Here is a 22,864-nt window from a genome sequence, read left to right as displayed (position 1 = left end):
TTCTCCTTCATCGTGTGGCGAGCAAGCCGAGGAGGAACGACCTCAAGTCGTCGTCCTCGTACCAGTCGCCGGTGAACATGGCCTGCAACGACCGGGCGAGGCTGTCACCTGTGTCCGTCTGCGTCTGCTGCTGGGCCAGAAGCCTGCCCAGGGCGGTGCGGTCCTGCGTGCGGGCGCCGGGGCGGCCGGTGTGCGTGCGCGTGAACCAGAAGGTGCGCTGCGCAGCGTCCAGGTCCGGCAGGTGGGCGGAGAGGTGCTGCGCCAGGGCGTGTGCGGCCGTGCCCACCCCCGCGTCACCCAGGTCGGCGACAGTGGCGCGGCGTGCGTCGGGCTCGTACCGGCCAGCGTCACCCTCGACGGCGGTGAGCCGACGCCCTTCCGGGGTGGCCAGCCAGTCCCTGGGGATGAGGCGTTGCACGTCGCGTACGGCCCGTTCGGCGTCCGGGGTGGTGTCCGGACCGAACACGAGGCCCGCATTGCCCCGGGGGCCGAGGTCGCGGACGTCGGCCAGGGCTGCCGCAACAGCGTCGGGCACCGCCGCAGCGTACCGGGTCCGGAGATCCGCCCATGCGCGGCGGGCAGCCGCGGCCTCCATACGGGCGGCCGCTATCTCCACGTCGACGTCCAAGTCCAGGACGGTGCTGCTGCGCGCAGCTTGGAGGTTGAGCAGGCGCCGCTCCGTGTCGGCTACGTACTCGTCCGCGTGCCGCAGGGTGCCGTGCGGGTCGCCGCCGAAGTCATCGCCGAGCGCGTCGGCCAGGCGGCGGGTCACGTTATGGTCGACGTCCGTGCCGGCGGCTCGCAGCGCGGCAATGTGCCGCAGTGCGGTGAGGCCGGGTCCACCGTCGGAGGCGCGATCCGGAACCCACCGGGTTCCCTCGGCGCGGCCGGGCAGCCTGCCAGCCGCGAGGTGCGCCCACGTCGTCGGCCGCCACCAGGAGACGCGGCGGCGCGCCTGCCCGAACTGGCCGCGTTCGGGCAGCAGGCCCGCCCACTGGGACACCCGTGTGGCCAGCGACTCCCCCTCAATGTCGGGGAGGTCAAGGGCAGCGTGCAGCCGCGCCAGACGGCGGGACTCCGGCCAGTTGCGCACCCGAGCCACCAGACGGCGCAGGAACGCCTTCAGGCGGGAGATCCGGTCGCGGTTGCTGCGCCACAGCTCGGCGATCTTCCGAGCGGCGGCCTTCACCAGCTCAATGAGACGACGAGCCATACGCGACAGCAGCTCGATCACGCTCGCGAGGAAGCCGGGCAGCGGGGCGGTGCCCGGAGACGTGGCTGTGGCGCGGCGGGCGATATGCCGGGCGGTGGCGTGCCGAGTTCCGTCAAGCTGTGCCGCCAGGAGCTGGGTCAGCGCCTCAGTGTCGGCCGGGTCAACCCCGGCTTCTTCGAGCTGCCGCAGCAGTGCGGTCACCGCGTCGTCGACGTGAGTGGCGGCATCCGCGGAACTGCCCTCGTCCGGGACGTCACGGCGGTGCGACGGCGAAGGAGCAGTGACCCGGTCCGGGATCAGCCGTAGCAGGTCAGACGCACGCTGTGCCAGGCCGTCGTTGGACTCGCCGGGCAGTGGTTCGAGGTCGTTGATCGTGCGCAGCGCGGCTCGGACGGTCCGCTCGTGCGCCTTCGCGCGGGCCCGGCGGAGGGCCTGCTGTGCGGCGGCGCGGTCGCGGCCGGTGATGCCCGCGGCGTCCAGGGCGGCGTTCGCGTCCTGGCGGGCGGTGTTGCGGGCGTCTTGCAGGGTATCGGGGGTCAGGCGCTGCGCGACCTGCTCGCGCAGGGCATGGATGCCTCCGGGCGGCTCGGTCCCGGCAACGGCCTCGTCGATGATGCGCATGGCCACCGTACGGCTGTGGTCGGCGACGATCTGGCGGCGTATCGAGGCGATCGGAGGGTTGGGGTCGCGCGGGGCCGGAGCGGGTGCTGCGTCCGGGGTGTCACTGCCGGTGGTGTCCGGGGCGGGCTCGGGGAGCTGCCACACGGGCATGGCGGCGTGAACGATGCGGCGCTTCCACTGCCGGTTCTCGTCTTCCAGGAGCAGGCTGCGCACCCCTCCGGGGCCTTCCTCCACGTCGATGACGCGGTAGACGTGGAGCTCATCGCCGCGGCGCTCGTCGGGCATGGCGACGATGTCGCCTTCGCCGATCTGCGCGGCGTTGGACGGGCGAGGGCGGTCGAGTCCTTCCGGCGCGGCTCGGCCGGCAGCACGGTCGAGGTGGTCGGCGGCGCGCAGTGCGGCCCGGCCCTCTGTGGTCGCCGGGTCCGCATTCGCCCGGAGCTGGACCGCGAGGGCGGTGGCCTGTTCCGGCGTGACGGGGAGGTCGGCGCCGAGCCGGGTGGCGGCCTGCTGGGCGCCGGGGGCGTCCTCGGGGCTGCTGCCGTTGTCGGCAATGGCGTCGCGGTCGGCCGGGGTGAGGTCCGGATCGACCGTGGGGCCGGTGACTGGGGCGAGCGCGGGCAACGGCTCGTGCACCGTGAGTTCGTCGTCGGCGGTCGGCGCGTCATCGGGGCCGAGTTCCGGTGCGGTGCCCTGCGGGCCTTCGGCCTTGTGGACAACGGTCGTGGCGTCCATGTCGATAGTGCCGAGTTCGCCTGTCGTGGTGTCGACGTAGTCGAGGGTGACGCGGTCGCCGCCGCGGTTGGTGCCCTGGATCTCCACGGTGGTCGGAGCGCCGTCGAGGTCGAGCACGATGACGTCGCCCTTGTTGATCTCGTCGGCGGTCGTCTCGCTGATACCGGTGACGGGGGCGGGCTCGGGGGTGTCATCGCGGACTTCACCGACGACTCGGAGGTCCGCGGCGTCGCGGGTGATGGTTCCCTCGCCGGTGGTGACCGTGATGCGGTCGCCGTTGGCCTCGTCGACCGGGCCGAGGAGTGCGCCGTTCTCGTCGGAGACGACGTGGCCGGGGCGGAGCCGCTGGCCGGTGGAGGTCCAGCCGGCAGGGCGCCGGTCCTCGGTGTCGTCGACCGTGAGGGAAGTCGGCGCGACGCCGTTGTCGGTGTCGCCATCGGCCCACCGCACGGAGACGCTGGTGTCGGTGACGCCAATGACCGTGCCGTCGCGGTCGCCGCTGCCGGTGACGTGGCTGCCGGGGAACAGGCCGTGGCCGCGGATGTCGGTGGCGATGGTGTCGGGCAGGTCACCGCTGATGACGTTGCCCTGGGCGCCGCTCTCTGGGGCGCCGGGGACGTTGCCCTCGGGGGCCTCGGCGCGGGCGGCGCTGGCGTTGAGCGGTGTGTAGACGGCGCCCCGATTGTCGGTTCGACCGTCAGGGGTCTCACCGATCGTCGTACGCCACATGTCCTCGGTACGACCCCGGCGGGTCACGGTGACGCGCTCCGGGGGATCGAGGACGTACCCGGCGCGGGTCACGGCGCGGCCACGGCGGGTCGTGCCGTCGATGCGCGCCATGTCGCCGGGATGGAGCTGATCGATGCTGGCCCAGTGCGCGGGCTGCCCGCCGATGGGCTCGGGGTCCGGGCCGGGGTCAGGCTCGTTTGTGTCCTCGTCGGCGCTATCAGGCGCCTGGGCTGGCCCCGGCGCGGGGCGGTGCTCGCGGGCCGGTCCGGCATCCGGGGCGGGAGCTGCGTCGGCGCCGGTGCGCGCGGTATCCGAGTCGTCATCGCGACCTGTCTCGGGGGCGGCCCCGGCGTCCGGGGCGCTCTCGCTGCGCGGGGCCTCGGGGGCGTCCGGAGTACGGTCCGCCGGGCGCGACTGGTCTACCGCGCCCGTACGCGGGACGGCCGCGTCGCCGGGGTCGGGCGTGTCCTCGTCGCCCGGGGCGGGCGTGGCCGCCTCGCCGACGGACGGTTCCTCCGCGACGCCGGGGGCTGCGGCGGTCACCGCCGGGGTTGCTCCGTCCGGCCCGTTGCCGGGCCCGTCCGGGGTCCGGTACTCATCGTCCTGGGCGAATCCATCGCGCAGGCGCTCCGCCCAGAAGGACCGCCGCTCGAGGTCCTTGAGGGTGTCACGGTCCTGCCGATCGCCCTGAGCGGCGGCCAGAGTGTCACGCAGCCACTGGAACTCGTCGTGGGCCTGCACCAGGTCCTTCGCCACGTTCCCGCTAGGCGACTGCTGCGAACGGAACGACTCGACGAGCCGCACGAGCCGGTCGTAGCGCTCCTTGACCGCCGGGTCGCTGCTCAGGCTGCCGGGGAGGTCCGGCAGCTCCGGGGTGTGGCCCGCGAGATGCGCCTTGACCGTGTTCCAAGTGTCCTCGTTGGGGTTCGTGGCGTCCGCGGGGTTCCGCTCAGCCCGCACCACCAGATTGGCCACGGCTAGGTCCCGGTTGGCGGAGCGGCTGTTGTGGTCGTGGTTGATCGTCAGCAGCGGCGTCGCATCCCACATCTGCTCGCGGTCGGGCGAGTTCCGGTTCGCGTTGCGCACGGTGCCGATGCGGCGGCCGTCCATCCAGACGTCGAACGTTCTGCGGTCGGCGGCGGCCGGGCGGAGTTCGGCGCGCTCGGCGAGGGCGCGCACCTGGTCGGTGCCGCCGAAGCGGCGGTTCGCGTCCTCCTCGGGCTCCGGGGTCAGGGTGAATGGCGGCAGGTCGATGTCGTCGGTGCCACGTCCTGCGGCGCTGTCCCCCTCGGGAGTGACCGTGTTAGTGGCGGCCGCGGCACGCCGCTGCTCCTTCTCGTACTGCTCTCGCTCGATCCTCTCGTCCGCGCGGCGGCGCTGCTTGTACTGGTTGTAGGTCAGGCGGCCTCCGTTGTTGTCGAACCACTCGATCAGCTCTTCGCTCGCGTAGTCCCGCCACCGGCCGAACCGGGACAGGGAGCCGCTGGAGAACAGGTCACGCTCGCTGACCGGCGGGAGGCTGCGACCCTCCCTGCTGAACAGGTAGCCGTTGGTGGCGTCGATCGCAGCGGAGTAGCGGGCCTCGTCGACATCTTGGAACTCACGCTGCAGGCGCTCCTCACGGGTCTGCGGGCGCCGGGTGACATCGGCATTCCCGAAGCCCAGCGCGGCGTCCATGGCCTCGCCGCGGCGTCGAACTTCTTCGGCGTCGGCTGCCGGCGTGGTCGAGATGGCGTCCCGCACTCGCTGGTCGGCGTTGTCGCGCCGGTCCATCTCCTCGGCGACGCGCATCTGGTCTGCCTCGGAAAGGCCCTGCCCCCACGCTGCGGCCAGGTCGTCGTCGCTCAGGTCGGCCAGGCTCTTCGGGAGAGTGGCGACGGGCTTGGACTGCGGGGTGTCGCGGTCCTGTTCCTCGCCGTCCTGGAACAGGTCACGCGCCGCGCGCAGAGCATCGGGCAGCGTGCGGCCCTGACGGTCGCGCCACTGGCCGATGACGCCCGGAGTGAGCGGCTGGTGCCAGTCGATCGGCTGCCCGTTCGCGTCGGTGGTGATCTCGAACAGGTCGGCGAGGTCACGGGCGTCGTCGGCGGTGCGTGCCGTGAGCGTGATCTTGCCGAAGCGGCCGCCATTGCGGGCCTGCGCGAACTGCCAACGCCGCATCCCGTCGCGGGCGATGTCGTCGGTCCAGGTGACCAGCCCGCCGCTGGAAGACAGGGTGAGCGTCGAGTTGTTGGCGAGCTGCGCGAGGAGTGCCCGCCGCTCGGGGGTGTTCTCGTCGGTGGTCAGCTGGTCGCCGCGGCGCCACGCGTCGCGGAGTTCGGCCAGGGTGCGCGGCGGCGTATGGTCGGGCGCCCCGCTGTCGCGGTCGGTGCCGTTACCCTCCGTTCCGCCGCTGCCGGCCGCCGTGACGTGCGGGAGGTGCGGCAGGTTGAGCCGGGGCAGGCCGGGACCCCCCGGACCGCCGGGGCCTGCTCCGCCCGTGCTGCGGTCCCCACGGCGGCGGCGACGGCGCTCACGGTCGTCTTCGTCGCCCTGAGTGTTGGGCTCGTTGGCGTCCGCGTCGTTGGCGTCCCGGTCATTGTCGGCGCCCGGTGTCTGGGGGCCACCGGGGCCTGCGGGGGCTCCACCCGGCACCGCGCCGCCCGTGTCGCGGTTGCTGCGACGCTGTTCGTTGTTGCGCTGCTCCTCGTCCTGGGGCTGCTCGCCGTCGTCCTCCGGCTGATTGTCGTCCTGCTGGTTGGGCTCCGGGGTTTCGTCGCGGTTGGTGTCGTCGTCCGGGGTCGCGGGGGTGTCATCGCTGCGGAGGTCAGGCGTCGACTGTTCGTCGCGGTCGTTGTCGATCTCCTCGTCTGGGTGCCGTAGCCGGAGTTCGGCGTCGCGGTTGTAGACCCGCTCCTCACCGTCGCTGGTGACGATCCGGACGCGGCCTCGGCCGGTACGCCGCGGCGGTTCAGCGACCGTGTGCGTACGACCATCCGCGTCGGTGTACCGGTCTCCTTCCGCCAGTTCCTCGGGGTGGCGCATCTGCGCCGGGCGGAGGCGGCTGGTGTCGCGTCCCTCGTGGTCGGCGAACATGTCCGGGGTGCCGAACAGATCGTCAGGCTGGTCGAGCGGGTTGTTCGGATCGGCGGTGACGGGGCCCTGCGCCTCCGGCTCGTCGACGTCGAAGAGGCCGCCTTCCGGCTCGGCGGGCGCTGGCTTCTTCGGCTCCCGCTTCGGCATCCGCCCGGCGCGGCGGTCGTTCTCCGCTTCCAGCACGGCCATACGGGTGCGGTCGGCGCCGGCCAACACGCCGTCGGCCATCTCCCGCTCCACCAGAGCCACGATCTCGTCGGCGATCTCCTGCGCGGTCATGGCAGAGGGCGCCTTGGTGCCCTCGGGACGGATAGCGTCGAGTTGCTGGGCGATCTCGTCACGGTCGAGGGTGACCGTGTCGTCGGAGACTGAGGGGCCGTCCGGGGCACGTTGGGCGTCGCTGGCAGGGACGCCCGGCTGGGTCGCGTCGTCGCTTGGGATCGGTGCCGGCTGCTCGGTGTCGTCGCCCTCCGGGTTCTCGTCGTCGGGCGCGGCGGGCGTCGCCGGCAGGTCGCGGCCATCCTCGCCGCCATCTGCTGCGTCGTTCGGTGCGTCGGTGGTCTCCTCGCTGGTGCCGTCGCTGCCGGAGCGGTCGGGGCGGAGGTCGTGGAGGGTCTGGGAGACCTCCTCGGCGGAGAGTTGCACCTGTCCCTGCTCCGGCTGCCGCTCCTCCGGTATCTCCGGCTTGCTGGCGCGCTCGGGCTCGGGGAACTTGCGGTCGAAGTCTTCGAGTGTGAGGACTGCGGCGTCGACAGCGGCCTGGAGCGGAGTGCGTGCCTCGCGCCGCTCCTCGACGATCTTGCGGTGCTGGGCGTTGGTGAGCTTCTTATCGAGTTCGTCCTCGTCGATCTCGGGCAGTTTGTCGAGGTCGGCGATCCGTCCGACGATGTCGTCCAGCAGGTTCGCGCGCGTTCGCGCGTGCTCGATCTGAGGGGTGAAGTCTGCGGCGGCCTGCGCCGACTGCAAGAGGGCTATCTGCTCGTCGAGTTCGGGCAGACGGGCGCGGTCGGCTTTCTGGAGGGCGGGTGCCTTCTCCAGTGCGTTGGTGAGCCGGGTGATCATGCCCGCCCCGGCGCCACGCTTCTTCAGGTCATCCGGCCCGCGCTCGAAGGCCGAGCGCGCCAGGTCAGGGAAGCCGACGTGTGCGACGAGCTGGCCGCCTGCGCGCCGTTCGGTACGTACGGCGACGTCGAGGCCGCCGAACTGGCCCAGGACCTTCCAGGGGCCTACGCCGTCGCGGTCGTGCTCAAGAAGCTGGGTGGTGACCTGCCGGTGCAGGGCTGCCGCAGCGTCCGCGCGCTCCGTGTATGACAGACCGCCGAGGTTCATGGCGAAGCTGTCACGGACGTCGCGGATGCCGGGCAGGGCCTCCTCGCGGCGGGCGATGCCGTCACGGGTATCGGAAAGTTCCTGCTTGAGGTCGGCCAGGGTCTCCTGGCGGCGGACGCGTTCGGCAGCCTCGTTGTGCTGGTCGATCTCCAGGTCACGAAGCGCACGGCGGGCCTTCATGAGCTGGCTCATGTAGGGGTTGCCGCCGATCTCGGCTTCCATCGTCTCGTAGTCGGGGTAGTCGACATCCAGCTCGGTGACGGTGTCGCGAGTGTCGCTGTCGGCCATCTCCGGGCGCTGGATGTCGATCAGGCCCTCTGCCTTGGAGGCGACGAAACCGGCCTTCCAGCCGTCGAGGCTGCCCTTGGTCGCGAAGACGTCAATCTCGACTTCGTCGTTCTGGTTGCCGTAGCGCAGGACGCGGCCATTGCGCTGTTCCATCTGCGCGGCGCCCCAGTCCAGGTCGACGTGCGTCAGGCTGACCATGCGGTTCTGGGCGTTCATGCCGACGCCAGCGACGCTGCTGGAGCCGATGAGGACGGCGATCTCGCCGTCGCGGGAGCGGCGGAACAGCTCGGCCAGTTCCTCGGGCTTGCCCGTCTTCTTGTGGTCCTGGACGAACGCGATCTTCTCGTCGGGGACGCCGCCCGCGACCATGAGCCGCTTGAGTTCGGCGTACGCGTCGAAGGAACCGCGGTTGTTGCCGCCCGGGACGCCCTCGTTCAGGAAGTACATCTGGAGGGCGCCGGGGGTGGGGTGGTCCTCGGTGCTGCCGTAGTACGTCTTGTAGATGCGGCCCTTGTGCCGGTGGTACCGCTCGATGGCCTTGGCAGCGACGGCCGCGAGCTTGTTGCCCGCCGGGGCATTCGCATCGACGAGCCGCGGGTCGAGCGCGACGGACGTGCCCTCGTTCGAGACGGCGAGCATGTTGTCCTGCGACCGGTCGATGTCACCGTTGTGGATCGCACGGCCGCGGGCCACGAGCTGCTTCAGCCGGGCCGTCTGGTCCTTGGTCGGGTCGACCATGACCAGGTTGGGCCCGCCGCCCTTGACCTTTGGGCGGGGAATGCCGACGTCGTCGGCGCGCTTGGTATCGGCGACCAGGCCCCACATGGTCTTCATGGCGCGGCGGTTGTGGAACTCGGCGAACCGCTCCACGATTCTCAGCCCGGAGCCGTCGGGGGCGTTCTCGACGCGGAGGGTCTTGCGGCCGAAGGTCGCGGCCCACAGGTCGGGGGCGCCGGCCTTGTAGGAGTCCAGGACCCAAGGAGCGGCCAGGGCGAGCATCGTGAACTGCTCAGTGATGCTGTTCGACAGTGGCGTGCCGGTGGCCAGGGTGACCGTGGCCCGGCCGTCACGGCGGCGGTGCAGGTCGGTGAGCTTCTGGTGCAGGTCGATGCCGCGGATGGAGGCGGGGTCGCCGCCACCCTCGCGGGAGCGGAAGCCCACGCCCTTGTAACGGTGGGCCTCGTCGATGACGGCGTAGTCGAACCCGAGGTCGTCCCAGTACGTCTGGCCGGGCGTCCGCATCGGCGCCGCGTTCTTGCTGATCTTGTTCTGGACCGTCGCAATGCGCTGCTCGATCTTGGCGACGATGAACGGGTGATCCGGGTTTCCCGCGTCCTCGTACTGCCGGTCGAGCTGCTCCCGCAGAGCCTCCAGCTCCCGGAACTCGTACTCCTCCTGCGCTTCGGGGCTCATCTTGATCGAGCCGAACGCGGGCTCGGTGAAGATGACGAGGTCCGGCTTGTTGGCGCGCAGCCACTCCAGCGTGCTGTCGCGCCGCCCGTCGGCAAGGTCCCCGCTGGTGATCAGGTGGAGCTCAGCGTTGGGGTACAGGAGCCGGGCCTCGTCGTACCACTGCTGTGCGATGCCATCGGGGACGACGGCGTACGGCTTCTCGATCTGCCCGGATGACTTGAGGGCCTGGGTGCCCATGACGAGCGTGCCCGTCTTGCCCAGCCCGACTTCGTGGGCGAGGATCACCGACCGCTCGAATTGCATCCGGGCCGCGCCGGAGAGCTGCCAGGGGTGCGGGGTGCGGTCGGGGGTGAAGCCGTCCAAGGACGGGCTCATGCCGTCGTACGAACGGACGACGTGCCCGTTCATGATTTTGTTGTAGGAGTCGGTCAGCCGTGTGAGCCGGTCGGCGTTGGCCGTCGCGTACTTCGCGAACTCCGACCGCATCTGGTCGGCCTTCTGCCGCACCAGGCGTGACGTTTCCTCGTCGACGTTCCGGCGCTTGTCGTCGTGGTAGATCGTGAGCGAGCCGTGGCCGAGGATGGAGCGGGCGATCTCGACCGCGTTCTTGCCCTTGGTGCCCTTCGCCTCGTCGGCCGCGACACCGTGCAGAACGTTGTTGGCCTTGGGGACCTGGCCGGTGTAGAGCATCCAGCCGTAGCGGTCGTCGTGCGCGACGCGCAGCGTCTTGTCGCCTAGGTAGTCGCGCAGGAAACCCTGAAGCAGCTCGGGCGGCGTCCAGTGCGCGCCCATCTCCGGGGTGAACTCGCCGATGGTGCGGTCCTTCGGCTGGACCGCTTCGAGCGCGGAGACGTTGACGGCGAACGCCGGGTCCTTCTCGGCGGCACGTCGGGCGTCGGCGAGCTTGTCGCGGACTGGACCGGACAGGTAGGCACCGGCCAGATCCAGACGGCCGGTGCGCGGGTCGGTGAAGACCTCGCTGCCCAACGCCCGGATGGCGTCCGCCGGGGACACGTCCAGCAGGCGGGCGATCTCGTCGATGTCCACTTGACCGGTCGCCGCGACGACCGCGGACAGAGCTGTCTTCGGGTCGTCGGTCCGGTCGAGCGGCTGCCGGCGCGCGGCGGCACGCTCCTCGAAGACGCGGCTCAGGATGGGTTCCTGCTTGTCCGCGTCCCACCGCTCCAGGGCGAGGACCGAACCGGCGTCCGGGTCGGAGCGGAAGTAGCCCCACGCGGTCGGCGTGCGCTCCTGTGTCCCGTCGCCGCGGATGCCGGTCTTCATGCTGCGGAACTGACCGGGCTTGGACAGAGGCCCGTACTGCTCGACGTACGCGGTGTGCAGGTCGCGGAGCTGGGCGCGCAGCTTCTCGGCGCGCTCGTCCTCCGCGTTCTTGCGGTCCAGCGCTCGCAGTTCGGCGGCGACGTCGCGGAGCTGCATGAGGGCGCGGAGCTGGTCACCGCGGCCGTCGGACGGCTCGACCGCGACGGGGTTGCCGCCGTTGACGTGCTGGTAGAGCTTGCCGTCGTCACCCTCGTAGAGGCGGCCGGTCCAGTCGTTGGCGTGCTTCTCCCGCGCGGTCTGCAGGAAGACAGGCGGCCTGTTGTCTCCGTCGGGGTGCGGCTCGTAGCCACGGCCGTCGGCCTGCGCCTTGGTGGCGATGCCCTTCAGCGCGTCACGGAGCTGGTCGGCGGCCTTGGCCGGGTTGCCCTTGACGGTCAGGCGCGGCCCGTACGGCGAGGACTCGGTCGTCAGCTCGCCAAGGACGTGCTCCGGGTGCTGGGTGAAGTACGCATTGACGTGCTCGTGGGTGCTCCCGACCTTCCGTTCGGGAGCGTTGAGCCACGAGGTATCGCCTGGCTCGTCACCGTCGGCGCGGCGCCGCAGCACCAGGACGTCGGTGACGACGCTGGTGCCGGCGTCGTTGAATACACCGGACGGCAGCCGTACGGCGCCGATCAGGTCGCCGTACTTGGCGATCTGCTTTCGGGCCTTGTCGCCCTTGGAGTCGAGGGTGTGCCGGGAAGTGATGAGGAGGGTGATGCCGCCCGGCCGGGTCAGCGCCAGGTCCTTGGTGATGAACCCGTTGTGCAGGGACTCCGAGGGGTACCGTTTGTCGCCGAACGGCACCGAGGCGAACGGGACGTTGCCGACCGCTGCGTCGAAGGTGCCAGGCTCGGCGTCGGTTTCAGCGAAGTTCTCGTTGAGGACATTGGCGTCCGGGTAGATGGCCTTCGCAATACGCGCCGTGGTTGGGTCCAGCTCGATGCCGGTGAGGCGGGCGCCCTCCGGTGAAACACCGAAGAACGTGCCGGACCCGGACCCAGCCTCCAGTACGTCACCGTGCTCGAAACCGAACGCCTTCAAGCCATCCCACATCGCCTCGGCGATGGGCTGCGGCGTGTAGTGCATCGACAGGGTGCCGCGGCGGGCCTGCTGCCACTCCAGCGGCGTCAGTTCGTCCGACAGCATCCGGCGCAGGTCGGTGTACTCCGCCCAGCGGGCGTGGTCCTGCGCGAACTTGCCGTGCCGGGCGCCACCTTGCTGGTAGCGCGGTTCCTTCTCGTTCGGCTCCGACGCGAACATGATCGGAACCGAGCCCCACCCGGTCCATCGGGCGAGGGTGACCTTCTCCTTCTGGGTGGCCGGGCGCTGTTCACGCTCCAGCCGCTTCATCACCCGGATCGCCTCGACGTTCGCCGCGGCCCGCTGGATCGGGCCCTTGGTGGCGGCGTCGGCCGGGTTCGGGCGGAAGCGTGGTGCTACATGTCGTACACCGCGTCCTTCAGCGCCAGTAGATCCCGCATCTCCGGGCTGAGCGTCTGCGGCTCCTCCGTCTGCGGCTCCGGCTCCGGCAGCAGGTCCCGCAGAACCATCGCGGTCGCGTCCGCCCTGATCTGCTTGATCTGACCCGCCCGAGCTTCGTATTCCGTCGCGGCCGGCACGGTCTCCTCCAGCGCCTCCTCGGCCGCCAGAATCGCCGTCTCGATCTCCCTGCCCTTGTTCAGAAAGAACGTCTCCGCGTCGTCCATCGCCGCCAGCTCCCGCGGACGGTACTTCGTCCAGTGGTCCCTGGCTGTCTGGCTGTAGATGCTCACCATCAGCCCCTTCATTCGTTCCGAGAGCCGCGCGCAGGGCTGCCTGCTGCGCCTCGATCTCCTCGCGGGAGATGACCTTGCGGTCGTCGTCCCCGCCATCCTTGCGTACTGCGGCGCGCTGACCGTCGATCCCGTGCAGCGCAGCGTTGATGGAGGCCAGCCGGGTGCGGGCCTTCGACCGGTCCGACGAGTCCAGTTCCCGGTCGCTGGAGCGCAACATCATTTCGCGGGACAGATCCTCGGCGACCCGGTGGAACTCTGCGAGCAGGCCCTCGGGCACCTCGATGTTCGCGCCCTTGCCGACCTTCCCGGTAATCGGGTTGGCGTTGTCGGACCAGCCGTAACCGTGCCCCTTGAACAATCCGTAGAGGGTCTGGCGTTCCTTGCTCGCCGTCGGGAAGGAGTCAGCCCGGCGGGAGGACCGGTACAGCTCAAAGAACATCTTCGGCACCCACACGCGGCGCACGGAGCCGTACAGGCGCACCGGCTCGGTCGCCGGGTCGGTGTCGTAGCTGTCGACGATCGCGGCCAGGGCCTCGGTCATGCTCGGAAAAGCGCCCAGGGTGCCGCCGTGGCTCTGGCGCTGTGCGTTCCACCCGGCCTTATGACCGCCCGCATACGGGGCGTCGTGCGCGTGGTAGCTGATCTTTCCGTAGTCGTTGCCATCGACCCTGGTGGAGACGCCGTACGAGCTGGTGAGCGGGTTTTCTCTGGTGTCCGCCCGGTTGACCTTCTGCTCGCGACCCTCAGCACCGCGGCGGTTCTGCTCGTCGAAGAGGCCCTTCAGGCGCTCCTCCAAGGCCTCCCGCTCCCGGCCGCTGGTCAGGTTCCGGTTCTTGTGGAGGTCCTTGAACGCTTTGCTCAGGTCTTCGTCGGTAAGCCCGGCAGGGTCGGGGCCGTTTCGGTACACAGCGGCCTTGCGGTTCTGCCGTTCCTCGTGCACCGCGGCATTGCGGGCCGACAGGATCTCGTTCTGCTCCGTGCCCAGGCGTCGCAGGCGGATGGGCAGGCGCAGGAACTCCTTTTCCAAGGCGTCGTCGTCGAGGTCCTGGACCGGCGGAAGCTGCTGGATAGCGCGGAGACGGCGGGCCTGTTGCTCGGTCTCGGCGTCCGCCAAACGCTCGGTTACCTGGTTCCACAGGTCCCGCTCCGGGGCAAGGTCTTCTTCCCCGTGGATCGTCCCCGAGGGCTTGTGGGCACGCTCCCGGGACTCCAGATCCTTGATGTGGGTGGCGAGGTCGTCGTCGCTCAGGTCCTGCGGGCTCTCGGCTTGGCTGACGCGTTCGGTGGTCCGGCGGCGCCGGTCGGCGTACAGGGCCTGCTCGTCCTCATTGAGCCGGTCGCCGCGGCGGGAGCCGTAGGTGCCACGGTCTCGCTCGGAGCGGCTGATGGCCTCGGAGAGGTCTTCGTCGCTCATTGCGGCCGCGCGGTCCTGTGCGCTCGGCTTGGGGGTCTCGGGCTCGTTGTGGTTGCTCTCGTCGTCCTGGGCGATGCGGCGCCGGTTGAGTTCGGCTTCGACCTTCTGTAGGGCGGCGCGGGCTCGCTGCTTGCGGGCAAGGGTCGTGGCGACCTGCGTGTGGATCTTGAGGTTGTCGCGGTGCTGGCGCAGGTCTGCCTCGGGCATCGCCCGGAGCTTCTTGGCGTCCTCGTCGAGCTGGGTTGTCTCCGGGGCGCCGGTGTTGTTGCGGTCCTCGTCGGTGACGCGGACGTTGCGGCCCTGCCGGATGAACGCGGCGAGGACGTCGGCGGCCTTGCGGTCGCGGGTCTCCGGTTTCCACTGGGTGCCCGTGATGCGGGCCTTCTGAACCGGGGACCAGGCGAGCTTTCCGGCCGCACCGACTGCCCGGTCATCGCGAGCGTCGTCCTTGATGGTGCCGCGCACGGCCAGGACCCGCTTGCCCTTGTGGGTGGTCCACGCCAGGTGGACATGGTCCGCCTGGTCCGGGTTGGTGGTGGCCAGGTGGTGGCGCGCGATGATCTGGTCGGCGAGGTTCGCGTTGCTGCCGATGGGCACGTAGACGCCATCGACCGTGGCGTGACGTTCGCTGTAGCCGCCGACGACGGAGGCGATACGGGTCCCGTCCGGGCCGTACACGGTGACCGGGCCGGGGTTCCAAGAGGTCGCCCAGTATCCAGTCACGCCTTCGACCGGCTCGGCGTCCTTGGGCACGCCTGCCGGCCGACCGTCGGTCTCGGGCCCCGGCGCATGCTCCGGCTGCTGCGCCGTGGCGGGCTCGGGAGCCGGCTCTGGCTTCTCGGCCGACGTGCTCCGCTCCTGCTCGCTCTCCTTGGAGCCCGCCCGCGCGTTCTCCGAGGTCTCGGGCTCGTCGGCGACCTCCGGCTTTGTCGTCGGCTCCGCGACCGGGTTCGCCTTCGGAGCTTGGTCCTCGTCGTCGCCGAAGGGGCGGCGGCGCAGCGTCTCGGCGAGTCGGTCGGTGGCGATGCTGTGCTTCGGCGGGTGTTCCTGGTCCCACAGGGCGCGGGCGGCCGTCCACTCCTGCTGGTAGTCGCGGCCCTTCGCGGAGCGCCAGGTCCGTCGGTACTCGGCGAACGTGGGGTCGGAGAAGTCGAGCGGCGCCCCGTCCTTGTCCTTGAGCGTGCCGACGATGTGCTCGGCGAAGCCCTTGGCGTCGCTCTGCCGGTCGAACCACCACGGCATCTGCTGACCGGTACCAGTTGCGTGCAGGTACCAGTCGCCTTCGACCCGGTGAGCGACGAACTGGCCGTCGCCCACGAGCTTGAGACGCTGCTCCTTTACAAGGACGTCGAGGTCCTGAGCGGTGCGCTGGTCCTGCTCGCTGCCGGTGGCGCGTAGGGCCGCGGCGCGTTGGGCCCAGTTGGCGCGGACCTGCTGGAGTGTGGTGAAGCGTCCACGGGCCTGGGGGTGCTGCTGCTTGGGAGCTGGTGCCTGCGGAGCGCTGGGGTCCGTGCGGGAGGCATGGAAATCCCGCACTGCCCGGCGGATGGCCTGCTCCGCGTCCTCGCCCTTGGTGGAGCGCCAAGTCAGGAGCCAATCGGCGATCTTGGGATCGGAGAAGTCGATCGGCTCGTTGAACTCGCCCGGCATGATGTGCCCATTGCGGACGTGCTCATTGATGTACTCGACCGCCGCTTCGGCTTCCTCGCGGGTTGCGAAGTCGCCGACGTCGAGGTAGCCGCCGGTGCCGGTGGAGGTGAGGTACCAGCGGCCGGTAGCGTCGTCGCGGGTGGTGACTAGGCCGCCAGACGGGGTGACCTGTAGGTCCTCGTCACCAGCCAAGCGGCGCAACGCCGGCGCATTGGCACCGGGCTGCTGGGCCAGGTCGAGGAAGTGGCGGCGTACCGCGGCCGTGTCCTCGAAGCGGGCTCCGGCGCGGGCCTTGTGGTTGGGCAGCGCGGCGGTGTCGACGTCGTGGTGCCCGCCCTCGGGCTCGTCCTGATCGTCGCCCTCGGGGTTGTCGCCGTCGTCGTCGCCGACGGGGTTGCCCTCGTCGTCGGCGCCGTGCGGCTCATCGGGGGTGTCCGGGTCGCCATGGTCGTCGCGGGATAGACCCAGGCCGCGCCGCTCGTCCTGGTCGCGGCGGGCATCCTCTGCCTCGACCTTCTTCTGGTTCGAGGTGGGGGCGCTGCCGTCGGGGCGCGCGACCATCGTGATCCAGCGGGCGCTGGTGCTGTGGCGTCGCCCGGTGTAGGTGCCGTCGGCCGCGCGGTCCTGGACGAGCACGCGGTCACGCGGGAGAGCGCGAACAACGCGGGCGAGCTTGCCCGACCACAGCCTGGCCACACCGCCGGTCTCGATAAACCTGCCCTTCGAGTCCCTGGGGTGCAGGGCAGCGTTCCACGGCCGACGTACGGACTTGGCCTCAAGGGTGCGACTCAGGTCGGCCGGGGAAGTGCGATTCAGCATGGCGCGGACCATGCACACCGCGGACAGTTAGCGTCGTGCGCTGAATTCGGGCCTATGCGCGCCTGGAAGTGGGTACGGTCCGGGCATCACCGCGTCGGGAGGGGGCTCTCGTGGCTATTCGAGCGTTCGGTGAGAAGAAGGAGCCGTCGGAGTGGGCGGCTGACGAGAGGCGCGTTGTTTCAAGCGGCGTGTTACGTCGACGCATTGGGGCGGGCTGGGGGCCAGAGGAAGCGATCACTACCCCTTTCAACGGTGCAGCGTGGCATTCGGCCAAGCAAGCCGCGCTGGAGGAGGACCGCGCGAAGCCCGCCCAGCGGGTCTACATCCCTCCACAGCAGGAAAAGCCGAAGAGGAAACGCCCGGCGGTGCGCGGGGAGATCAGGCCAGTTCCGACGCCGACGGCAGGGTGGGAGGGCACGGCTCCTTCCACGAGGCAGCCGCCAACGCAGCCCAGCAGCAGCGTCCGTACAGTCCGTGGCGGCCTGCCCTCCCTCGGAAAGCGTCGCTGACCTTCGTCACATGCTCTCGGTGAGTGCTCGCCACCAAGGCTAGCCCGGTACAAAAAGGGCAGACACGGCGATTGAGCTCGATACATGCCGGGGATTGAAATTAGCGGGCCTCACCCGCTTGGGGGTTGGCCTCGTCATGGACGTATGCCGAGAGTCGGTGAGGTGCGCATGGCTAGTTCGCGTAACACGTCGGAGTCGGCGAGTCTGTTGGAGCGCTGGGATCAGCGGGGGCTGGCCATCGCGTGTCTTGTCGCCGTCTGCGGATCAGTGGCAGCTGCGCTCTTCGGGCTGTCCGCCGCCTGGCAGATGCCATTCCTGTTCACGGCGGTGTACGCGATCTTGCGCTCCCTCGCTCCCCTCACCGCGTCGCGCCGAGAACTGGCCGATCTCCGCGCCGAAGTGGAACTGCTGCGACGCGACTTCGATCAGGTGAACTCAGCCCGCATAGAGCACTATCCGGACGCGGCAGCCTTCTATAAGGCGGAGATCGACTATTTCGTCAACCGCCGCCCCAGCCATATGGACGCCTGGTACATGCGGCTCGAAACCCCGGATGACTTCAGCGCATCGACTGCAGCCTTCTCGGACTACTTCCAGGCGGTACTTCACTGGGCGCACAACGGCGGATCGGTGCGGCGCCTATTCTGCCTCGGCTCGTCCAGAGGGTATGCGGGCTGGACGGCGCGGCACCGGGAAGAGACCCGCCACCTGCACAGCTACAGCATTCGCGAGGTGACCTGGCCTATCAAGGCCGACCTCATGAGCATGGCGATCATGGACACGAGTGCGGTGTTCCTCGCCTTCACCGTTGGTGACCGAGTCCAGGGCATGCGCATTGAGGATAGCGAGGCCGCAGCGTACTTCAAGTCGTACTTCGACCGGCACTGGGAGAACGCGAGGGATGTGCCACGTATCCCCACGCTTTGAGGTCTGCTCAGGATTCAACTTCCGCCGGCCGTGCGATCCGAACTTCCGCGAAAGCTAACCGTTTGATATCGGCGCCAAACCGCTTTCCCGCACCAACTGAAATCCTTGCAGTTCAGGGCCTTGTCATCTGTCAACCGGAATGCAACGGGACACCAGGCGAACCGGCTGGCGGGCCACATCAAGGGGTCTCCTCGGTGGTGGGGCCGGTGCGATAGCTGAGGCGGCAGCGGCAGTTGACGGTGAGGTCGGCGGGCGCAAACGGGTCGCCGGGGTAGCGCAGGGTGGAGCCTCGGACGGTGTAAGGGGTACCGGCGGGCAGGGTGGTGCCGTTCAGCTCTGTGTGGGCGGGCCGGACGCGGGTGTCTCCGCGGGTGACCCAGGTGCGCAGCACGGCTGGGCCCGCGCTCTCGGCGGCGGCGTCGGCCGCACCGTTAACGGTCGCGACGGCGCAGGACTCGGCGAGCAGGGCGATGAACTTCACGGAGCGCGCGCGGTAGAACGCGGCGACCGCGTCGGTGAGAGTGTGAAGGGTTCCGGGCTCGCTTTGTGCTCTGTCGAGGACGTCGGCCAGGTCGGAGAGCAGTGCGGTGAGCGCGCGCCCGGCCATGGTCGTGGTGGCGAGCCCGGCGGAGGCCGCGCTCGGCGGCACGGTGGCCGCACCCGTCATGCTCCTGCCGAGGGCCGCCGCGATGGTCACTGCGGTTTGCTGGAGGATCGGGGCCAGAGTGCTGACCGTCTCCTCTTCCCACCGTGCCGCGCCGACAACGCGCGCCCCGTCGATCGGTCCGCCACCCTGGCGTAGGTCGGTGTCGCCGTCCGGCTCCCAGTACCGGGTGTGCTTACGAGTCTTGGGCGCGTGCAGACGGGCGGTGATGACGCCCTCTTGCCGGGCGAGCAATGCGGTGAGCGCGGCCGTAATGGCGGCGGCGGCCGTGTCGAAGTCGCTGTCGGTGACTTCGAATCCGTCGTCCCGAGATAGCTCCTTGCGTTCGATGCGGCTGCGCGCGGCGCCGACGTCGGATGCGGCATCCCCGTGGGCTATCGGTTGCTCGACGGTGGTGCGCGCGGCAGCGACGTCGTTTGCAGCGTCACCGGGCAAGGCGAGAGGAACGTTGCTGCGGGCCTGGTCGACGGCGGCTGCGGCTGTGCCCCCGGCCGCCGGATCGCTGGCGGTGCCACGGGCGGCTGCGACGTCTGCGGCGGCGGTTGCCTGCGGGGCCTGGCCGCGGGCCTCGGCGACCGCGTCGGCCGCTGAGCCGCCCGCAGGGCCCGAGGGGGCGATGGCGGGCGGCGGACCGCCGGCGCCGGGTAGGCCGGGCATGCCTCCCGCAGCCGGGTCCTGGGCGACGCCGAGCGCAGCCGCATCCTGCTCGTTGGCTGGGACGGGCGCCTTCTGCGGGCTGATCCACAGGGCCCGGGTGTGGGGGACGTTAAAGGGGCGACGCCCGGCGATCTCACGGTACTCATCGACCGTGATCAGCCCGGCGTTCCACTCCTGCCTGGCTTCCTCCCTCCGTTGACGGCGGGGGAACTCGAGCGCTTCGACGGTGGACGTGTTGAAGCGGAGCGACCATCCGTCGTCGAGGTCCAGGTCGAAAGCGGAGGCGAGCATGGCGAGGTGGGGGAGTTCGGTGTGCTGCCAGAAGTTCCACTCTTCCCGGTCAGCGTTCGCGTACGTGCGCTCGCTCGCATTGCCGACGATGCTCTCCGGGACGCCGAACGCCGAGAGAATCTCGTCCTTCGCAGTCTTGGCCAGCGCCTCGTAGTTCATGTCACGCGGACGGGTGCTGGTGTCCACGTAGTTGAGACCGCCCGGTCCGCTGCCGACGACGACGGTTTCGCCGGCGTGCTGAGCGCCGGGAGCAAGCCGCTGCTGAATTCGATCGATCTCGCGCTGGTCCAGGCCGTCAACGTCGATGCCGACGATGCCCGACGGGCGCGCGTCGTTGTCGATGAAGGTGATGTTGTACGTCCGGGCCTTCACATCCAGGTCGACGGACAGACCCGCGGCCTCCAGTGGCGTGACGCCGCAGAAGGGGTCGGTCGGGTGCGGGTCTCTCAGCCAGATGACCCGGCTGGGGTCCAGCTCCCGGACCCGGCCGTTGTACGTCGTGAACTCGAAGTGGGAGAGGTAGTCGCCGTGGTGGGGGTCAGGTATCGGCTCGACCCGGTTGGGCGGCAACAGGTCGAGCCGGGTGACGGTGCCTCCGCGACTGCGGGTGATCTCGATGAACGCGCCCTTCTTCGACAAAAGGAGCTGCGCGGAGAGCCGCTTCTTGAATACGGTGGCCCGCTCCAGCGGGTTCGCCTGGACGTTCAGGACGTGCAGGAGCGGGTGCTCGGCGAGCGTTTCCGCGAACTGTCGCTGGTCGCCACCGCGTCCGATCTCGACGGTGAGCGCGCTGGGGTGCTTGGAGATCGCCTCGACGGACTTGAAGGTCCAGATACTCCGCTCGTATCCCTCCTGGATGACGCGGTCGAGGTCCCAGCCTGCGGCGCGGTTCTCGGTGCCCCACACGGTCGTGGCGCCCGCATAGGTCATGGAGACGTACGAGTTGCCGAGGGCCCCGGCTGACTTCTCTTCCAGCGGAACCGGCGGGCGCGGGACGAGGAGGCGGCGGAGGCCGGGCAGGAACTGGCGCTGCGGCATCAGGCCCCCTCACTGGCCAGCCACACGCCTGCCGCACTGATGCACGCGCCGACTTCGACCCAGCCCAGGAGGGGGAAGTACACGAAGGCGCAGCCGATGGCGGCTGCGACCACAATGGCGCTGATGGTGCAGGCGACGGCGCGGGAGGCCTTGGTCCTCCGCGGTGTCAAGAAGCGGAAAGCCGCGAAGGTGCCCGTGGCCGCCACGCTGCTGCTCAGCACGGGGTGCATAGCGCCCAGAGCAACGAGCAAGACAAGGACGCCAGCGGTGACGAGGAGCAGTCCGGCGGCTTCGCGGGCGAGGCTTCGCGGCGAGGGTGTCTCAGGCGGTGTACTCACGGCGCGCACGATGAGTGCAGCGTGGCGTTAGTGTCGCGTGCTCATCCTGGGGAGGTGAACAGCGGCGGTCGGGAGAGGACGCGCGTAGTCAGCGGGGCCGGCTGACTCCGGCCATGTAGGCGCTGATGCCGCGGCGCTGAATCTTCTCACCGGGGATGATCTTGGTGCCCATCGGGGGCGGCGGGATCTTGCGCTTCTTCCTCGTCGACTGGTCCCCACCGATCAGGTGTCTGTTGTCCACTTTCTCTGCGCAGTCCTCACCCTTGACCTCGTCGTACGGGCGGCGGCAACCCTTGCAGTACACCTCCAGGGCGTCGACGCGCTGGCCGGAGGTCGCCTTGAAGGAGCCTCGGAAGTCGGCGATGCTCGCGATGCGCGGCTCAACCTGGATCTCAGCGGCGACGACCCAGGTGTGCGAGAGATCCTGGGATGGTTCGGCGGGCTCGGCCGGGAGCACGGGGCACGCTGTCTTCATCTCCGCCTGCGGCACCGCGGCCTGTGATGCCGTGACGGGCCGCGACGGGAACAGAGGTTCCTGCCAGAACGCCCGGCCCGCTGCCCGTGAGAGGGGAGCAGTAGCAGTTGTCACCCGTTCCTCCATGCCGTGTCACCGAATGGGTCGACACAAGTTGCCGCCCCTCTCTACAGCCGGAACGTCAACAACTGGGTTCTGTTACACCCTCACGCACCGGTGATCAAGCACGGAGTTGGAAGACCAGGCTGCTTGAGCTGTCACTCGGCTGACCTCCATGGGTGAGCGGTGGCCCTGGGGCATGGCCCTCCCCTGTACTGGAAGGGACGTGTCAAAGATCAGCGTTGTTGCAGTAGCGGGTGAGGCCCAGGAGCTTGCGCGCGAGCACACGCCTGCTGGTGTCCAGCGCGGTAGAGAGATCAGCCTGCAGCGCGGCAGACATCGTGCCAGCCCCAAGTGCGCACGACTGTATGAGGTTGGTGAGGTCCTGGGCCTGCCTCGCTGTTACGAGGGTGCTGCAGGGCTGGTGTGCCAGGACTTCGCGTGCTGCGTACCCGTCTCGCAACTCCATCGCCTGGCGGTACAGGTCGTCGGCGACGCGGTGTGCAGCGGGAACGTCGGTGGTGCCCATAGCGTCGAGGACGGAGAGGCCCAAGCGGGTCTCGAAGACCGTCAGGCCGGGGGCAGCGTCGCGGTCACGGTAGGTGTCGAGCAGGGTGTCGAGTTCTGCCCTGTGCGGCAGGTTGGCGTCGCGACGGCAGAGAACGGTCAAGCAGGCGCTGACGGCTTGCTCCCACGGCTCCCCGGGGACGGTGTTCGCCAGAAGGTCCAGGGCGCGGTCCGTGTCGTCATTGGTGAGGGCAGCGAGGACGGCGACCTGGCGGCCGTCGAGCATGCGTGTGCCTACGCCCCGGTGTTGTTCGATGTGGGCGAGGGCTTCGGGCCAGCGTCCCTCGGTGGTGAGGGTGCGGGTGCCGTCGGCGAGGAGCACCCGCCACAGCCAGGCGCGTACTTCGTGCCGGTCCTCGGCGGTCTTGGTGAGGTCTGCCGGTACGACGATGCCGTCGACGGTGGCGGCGGTGCCTGCGGTGACGGCTTCGTACAGGGCGAGGAGGCGCTCGCGGCCGGCGTCGGGGTGGCCGGCGCGGATGTGCAGCCGGGCGAGGTTGACGAGGGGTTCCAGCCCCCGGATGGCGTTCATCGCGGGCAGGGGGCAGGCGCGGAGGTAGGCGGCGGCGTGCTCGTGGCACATGGCTTGGGCGAGCCCGGGGAGGCCCAGGTCCGAGGCGAGGAGCGCGGCCTGGTTGTAGACGGAGGAGGCCACGCCCTCGTCGTTGTGCCGTTCGCTTGTGTCGGCAAGCGCGGCCAGGTGGGCGACGCGGGCGGGCAGGGGCAGGCAGGCGGGCCGGAACCGGGCGATGAGGGGGAAGCGCCTTGCTATGGGCCCGCTGTGGTCCATGGGTTCCTCCCGGGCGGCGGAGAGGGCGGATGGGGGCGATCGGGCGCGCAGGACGGTCGTCGATCTGGTGGCCCCCGTCGCCGGTGGGCGAGCGGGAACCACCGGGCTACCTGGCCGGCTGG

6 protein-coding genes are annotated in these 22,864 nt (G+C 70.0%); 1 reads left to right on the top strand and 5 read right to left on the bottom strand.

Translation table 11 applies throughout. The features are described from left to right. Window positions 1–7 precede the first annotated feature (7 nt). Entirely contained in the window at window positions 8–16,387 is a 16,380-nt protein-coding gene (locus tag AB8O64_RS11100) for a hypothetical protein (RefSeq protein ID WP_370418997.1), read from the bottom strand. Between the two features lie 776 nt (window positions 16,388–17,163). Here AB8O64_RS11100 and AB8O64_RS11095 point away from each other — a divergent pair. Continuing rightward, window positions 17,164–17,823, top strand: a complete 660-nt coding sequence (locus AB8O64_RS11095; RefSeq protein ID WP_370418996.1) for a hypothetical protein — start codon at window positions 17,164–17,166, stop codon at window positions 17,821–17,823. A gap of 178 nt (window positions 17,824–18,001) precedes the next feature. On the opposite strand, the gene AB8O64_RS11090 is transcribed toward AB8O64_RS11095, so the two are convergent. The 4 genes from AB8O64_RS11090 to AB8O64_RS11075 form a co-directional block, all read right to left on the bottom strand. Then, a complete protein-coding gene (locus tag AB8O64_RS11090; protein WP_370418995.1) occupies window positions 18,002–20,473 on the bottom strand; it encodes a phage portal protein in 2,472 nt (823 codons plus the stop codon). Further along, on the bottom strand, window positions 20,473–20,811 hold the full coding sequence (locus AB8O64_RS11085) for a hypothetical protein (protein WP_370418994.1): 339 nt from the start codon (window positions 20,809–20,811) through the stop codon (window positions 20,473–20,475). Before AB8O64_RS11085 ends, AB8O64_RS11090 begins: the two co-directional genes overlap by 1 nt. A gap of 88 nt (window positions 20,812–20,899) precedes the next feature. Further along, the gene (locus AB8O64_RS11080) at window positions 20,900–21,400 is read right to left on the bottom strand and encodes a hypothetical protein (RefSeq protein ID WP_370418993.1); all 501 of its coding nucleotides are present in this window, start codon (window positions 21,398–21,400) and stop codon (window positions 20,900–20,902) included. A 214-nt stretch (window positions 21,401–21,614) separates the two neighbouring features. Next, a complete protein-coding gene (locus tag AB8O64_RS11075) occupies window positions 21,615–22,742 on the bottom strand; it encodes a hypothetical protein (RefSeq protein ID WP_370418992.1) in 1,128 nt (375 codons plus the stop codon). Between the last annotated feature and the right edge of the window lie 122 nt (window positions 22,743–22,864).

It is taken from the genome of Streptomyces sp. QH1-20 (genome assembly GCF_041283565.1).
GTDB lineage: Bacteria > Actinomycetota > Actinomycetes > Streptomycetales > Streptomycetaceae > Streptomyces > Streptomyces syringius.
The sequence above is the reverse complement of the archived record's forward strand: the minus strand, read 5'-3'. Positions and strand labels throughout refer to the sequence as shown.

Excerpts from the sequence above, each read along its gene's own strand:
- AB8O64_RS11100 (WP_370418997.1), bottom strand. The coding sequence starts at position 16,387 with ATGCTGAATCGCACTTCCCCGGCCGACCTGAGTCGCACCCTTGAGGCC.
- AB8O64_RS11090 (WP_370418995.1), bottom strand. The coding sequence starts at position 20,473 with ATGCCGCAGCGCCAGTTCCTGCCCGGCCTCCGCCGCCTCCTCGTCCCG.
- AB8O64_RS11075 (WP_370418992.1), bottom strand. The coding sequence starts at position 22,742 with ATGGACCACAGCGGGCCCATAGCAAGGCGCTTCCCCCTCATCGCCCGG.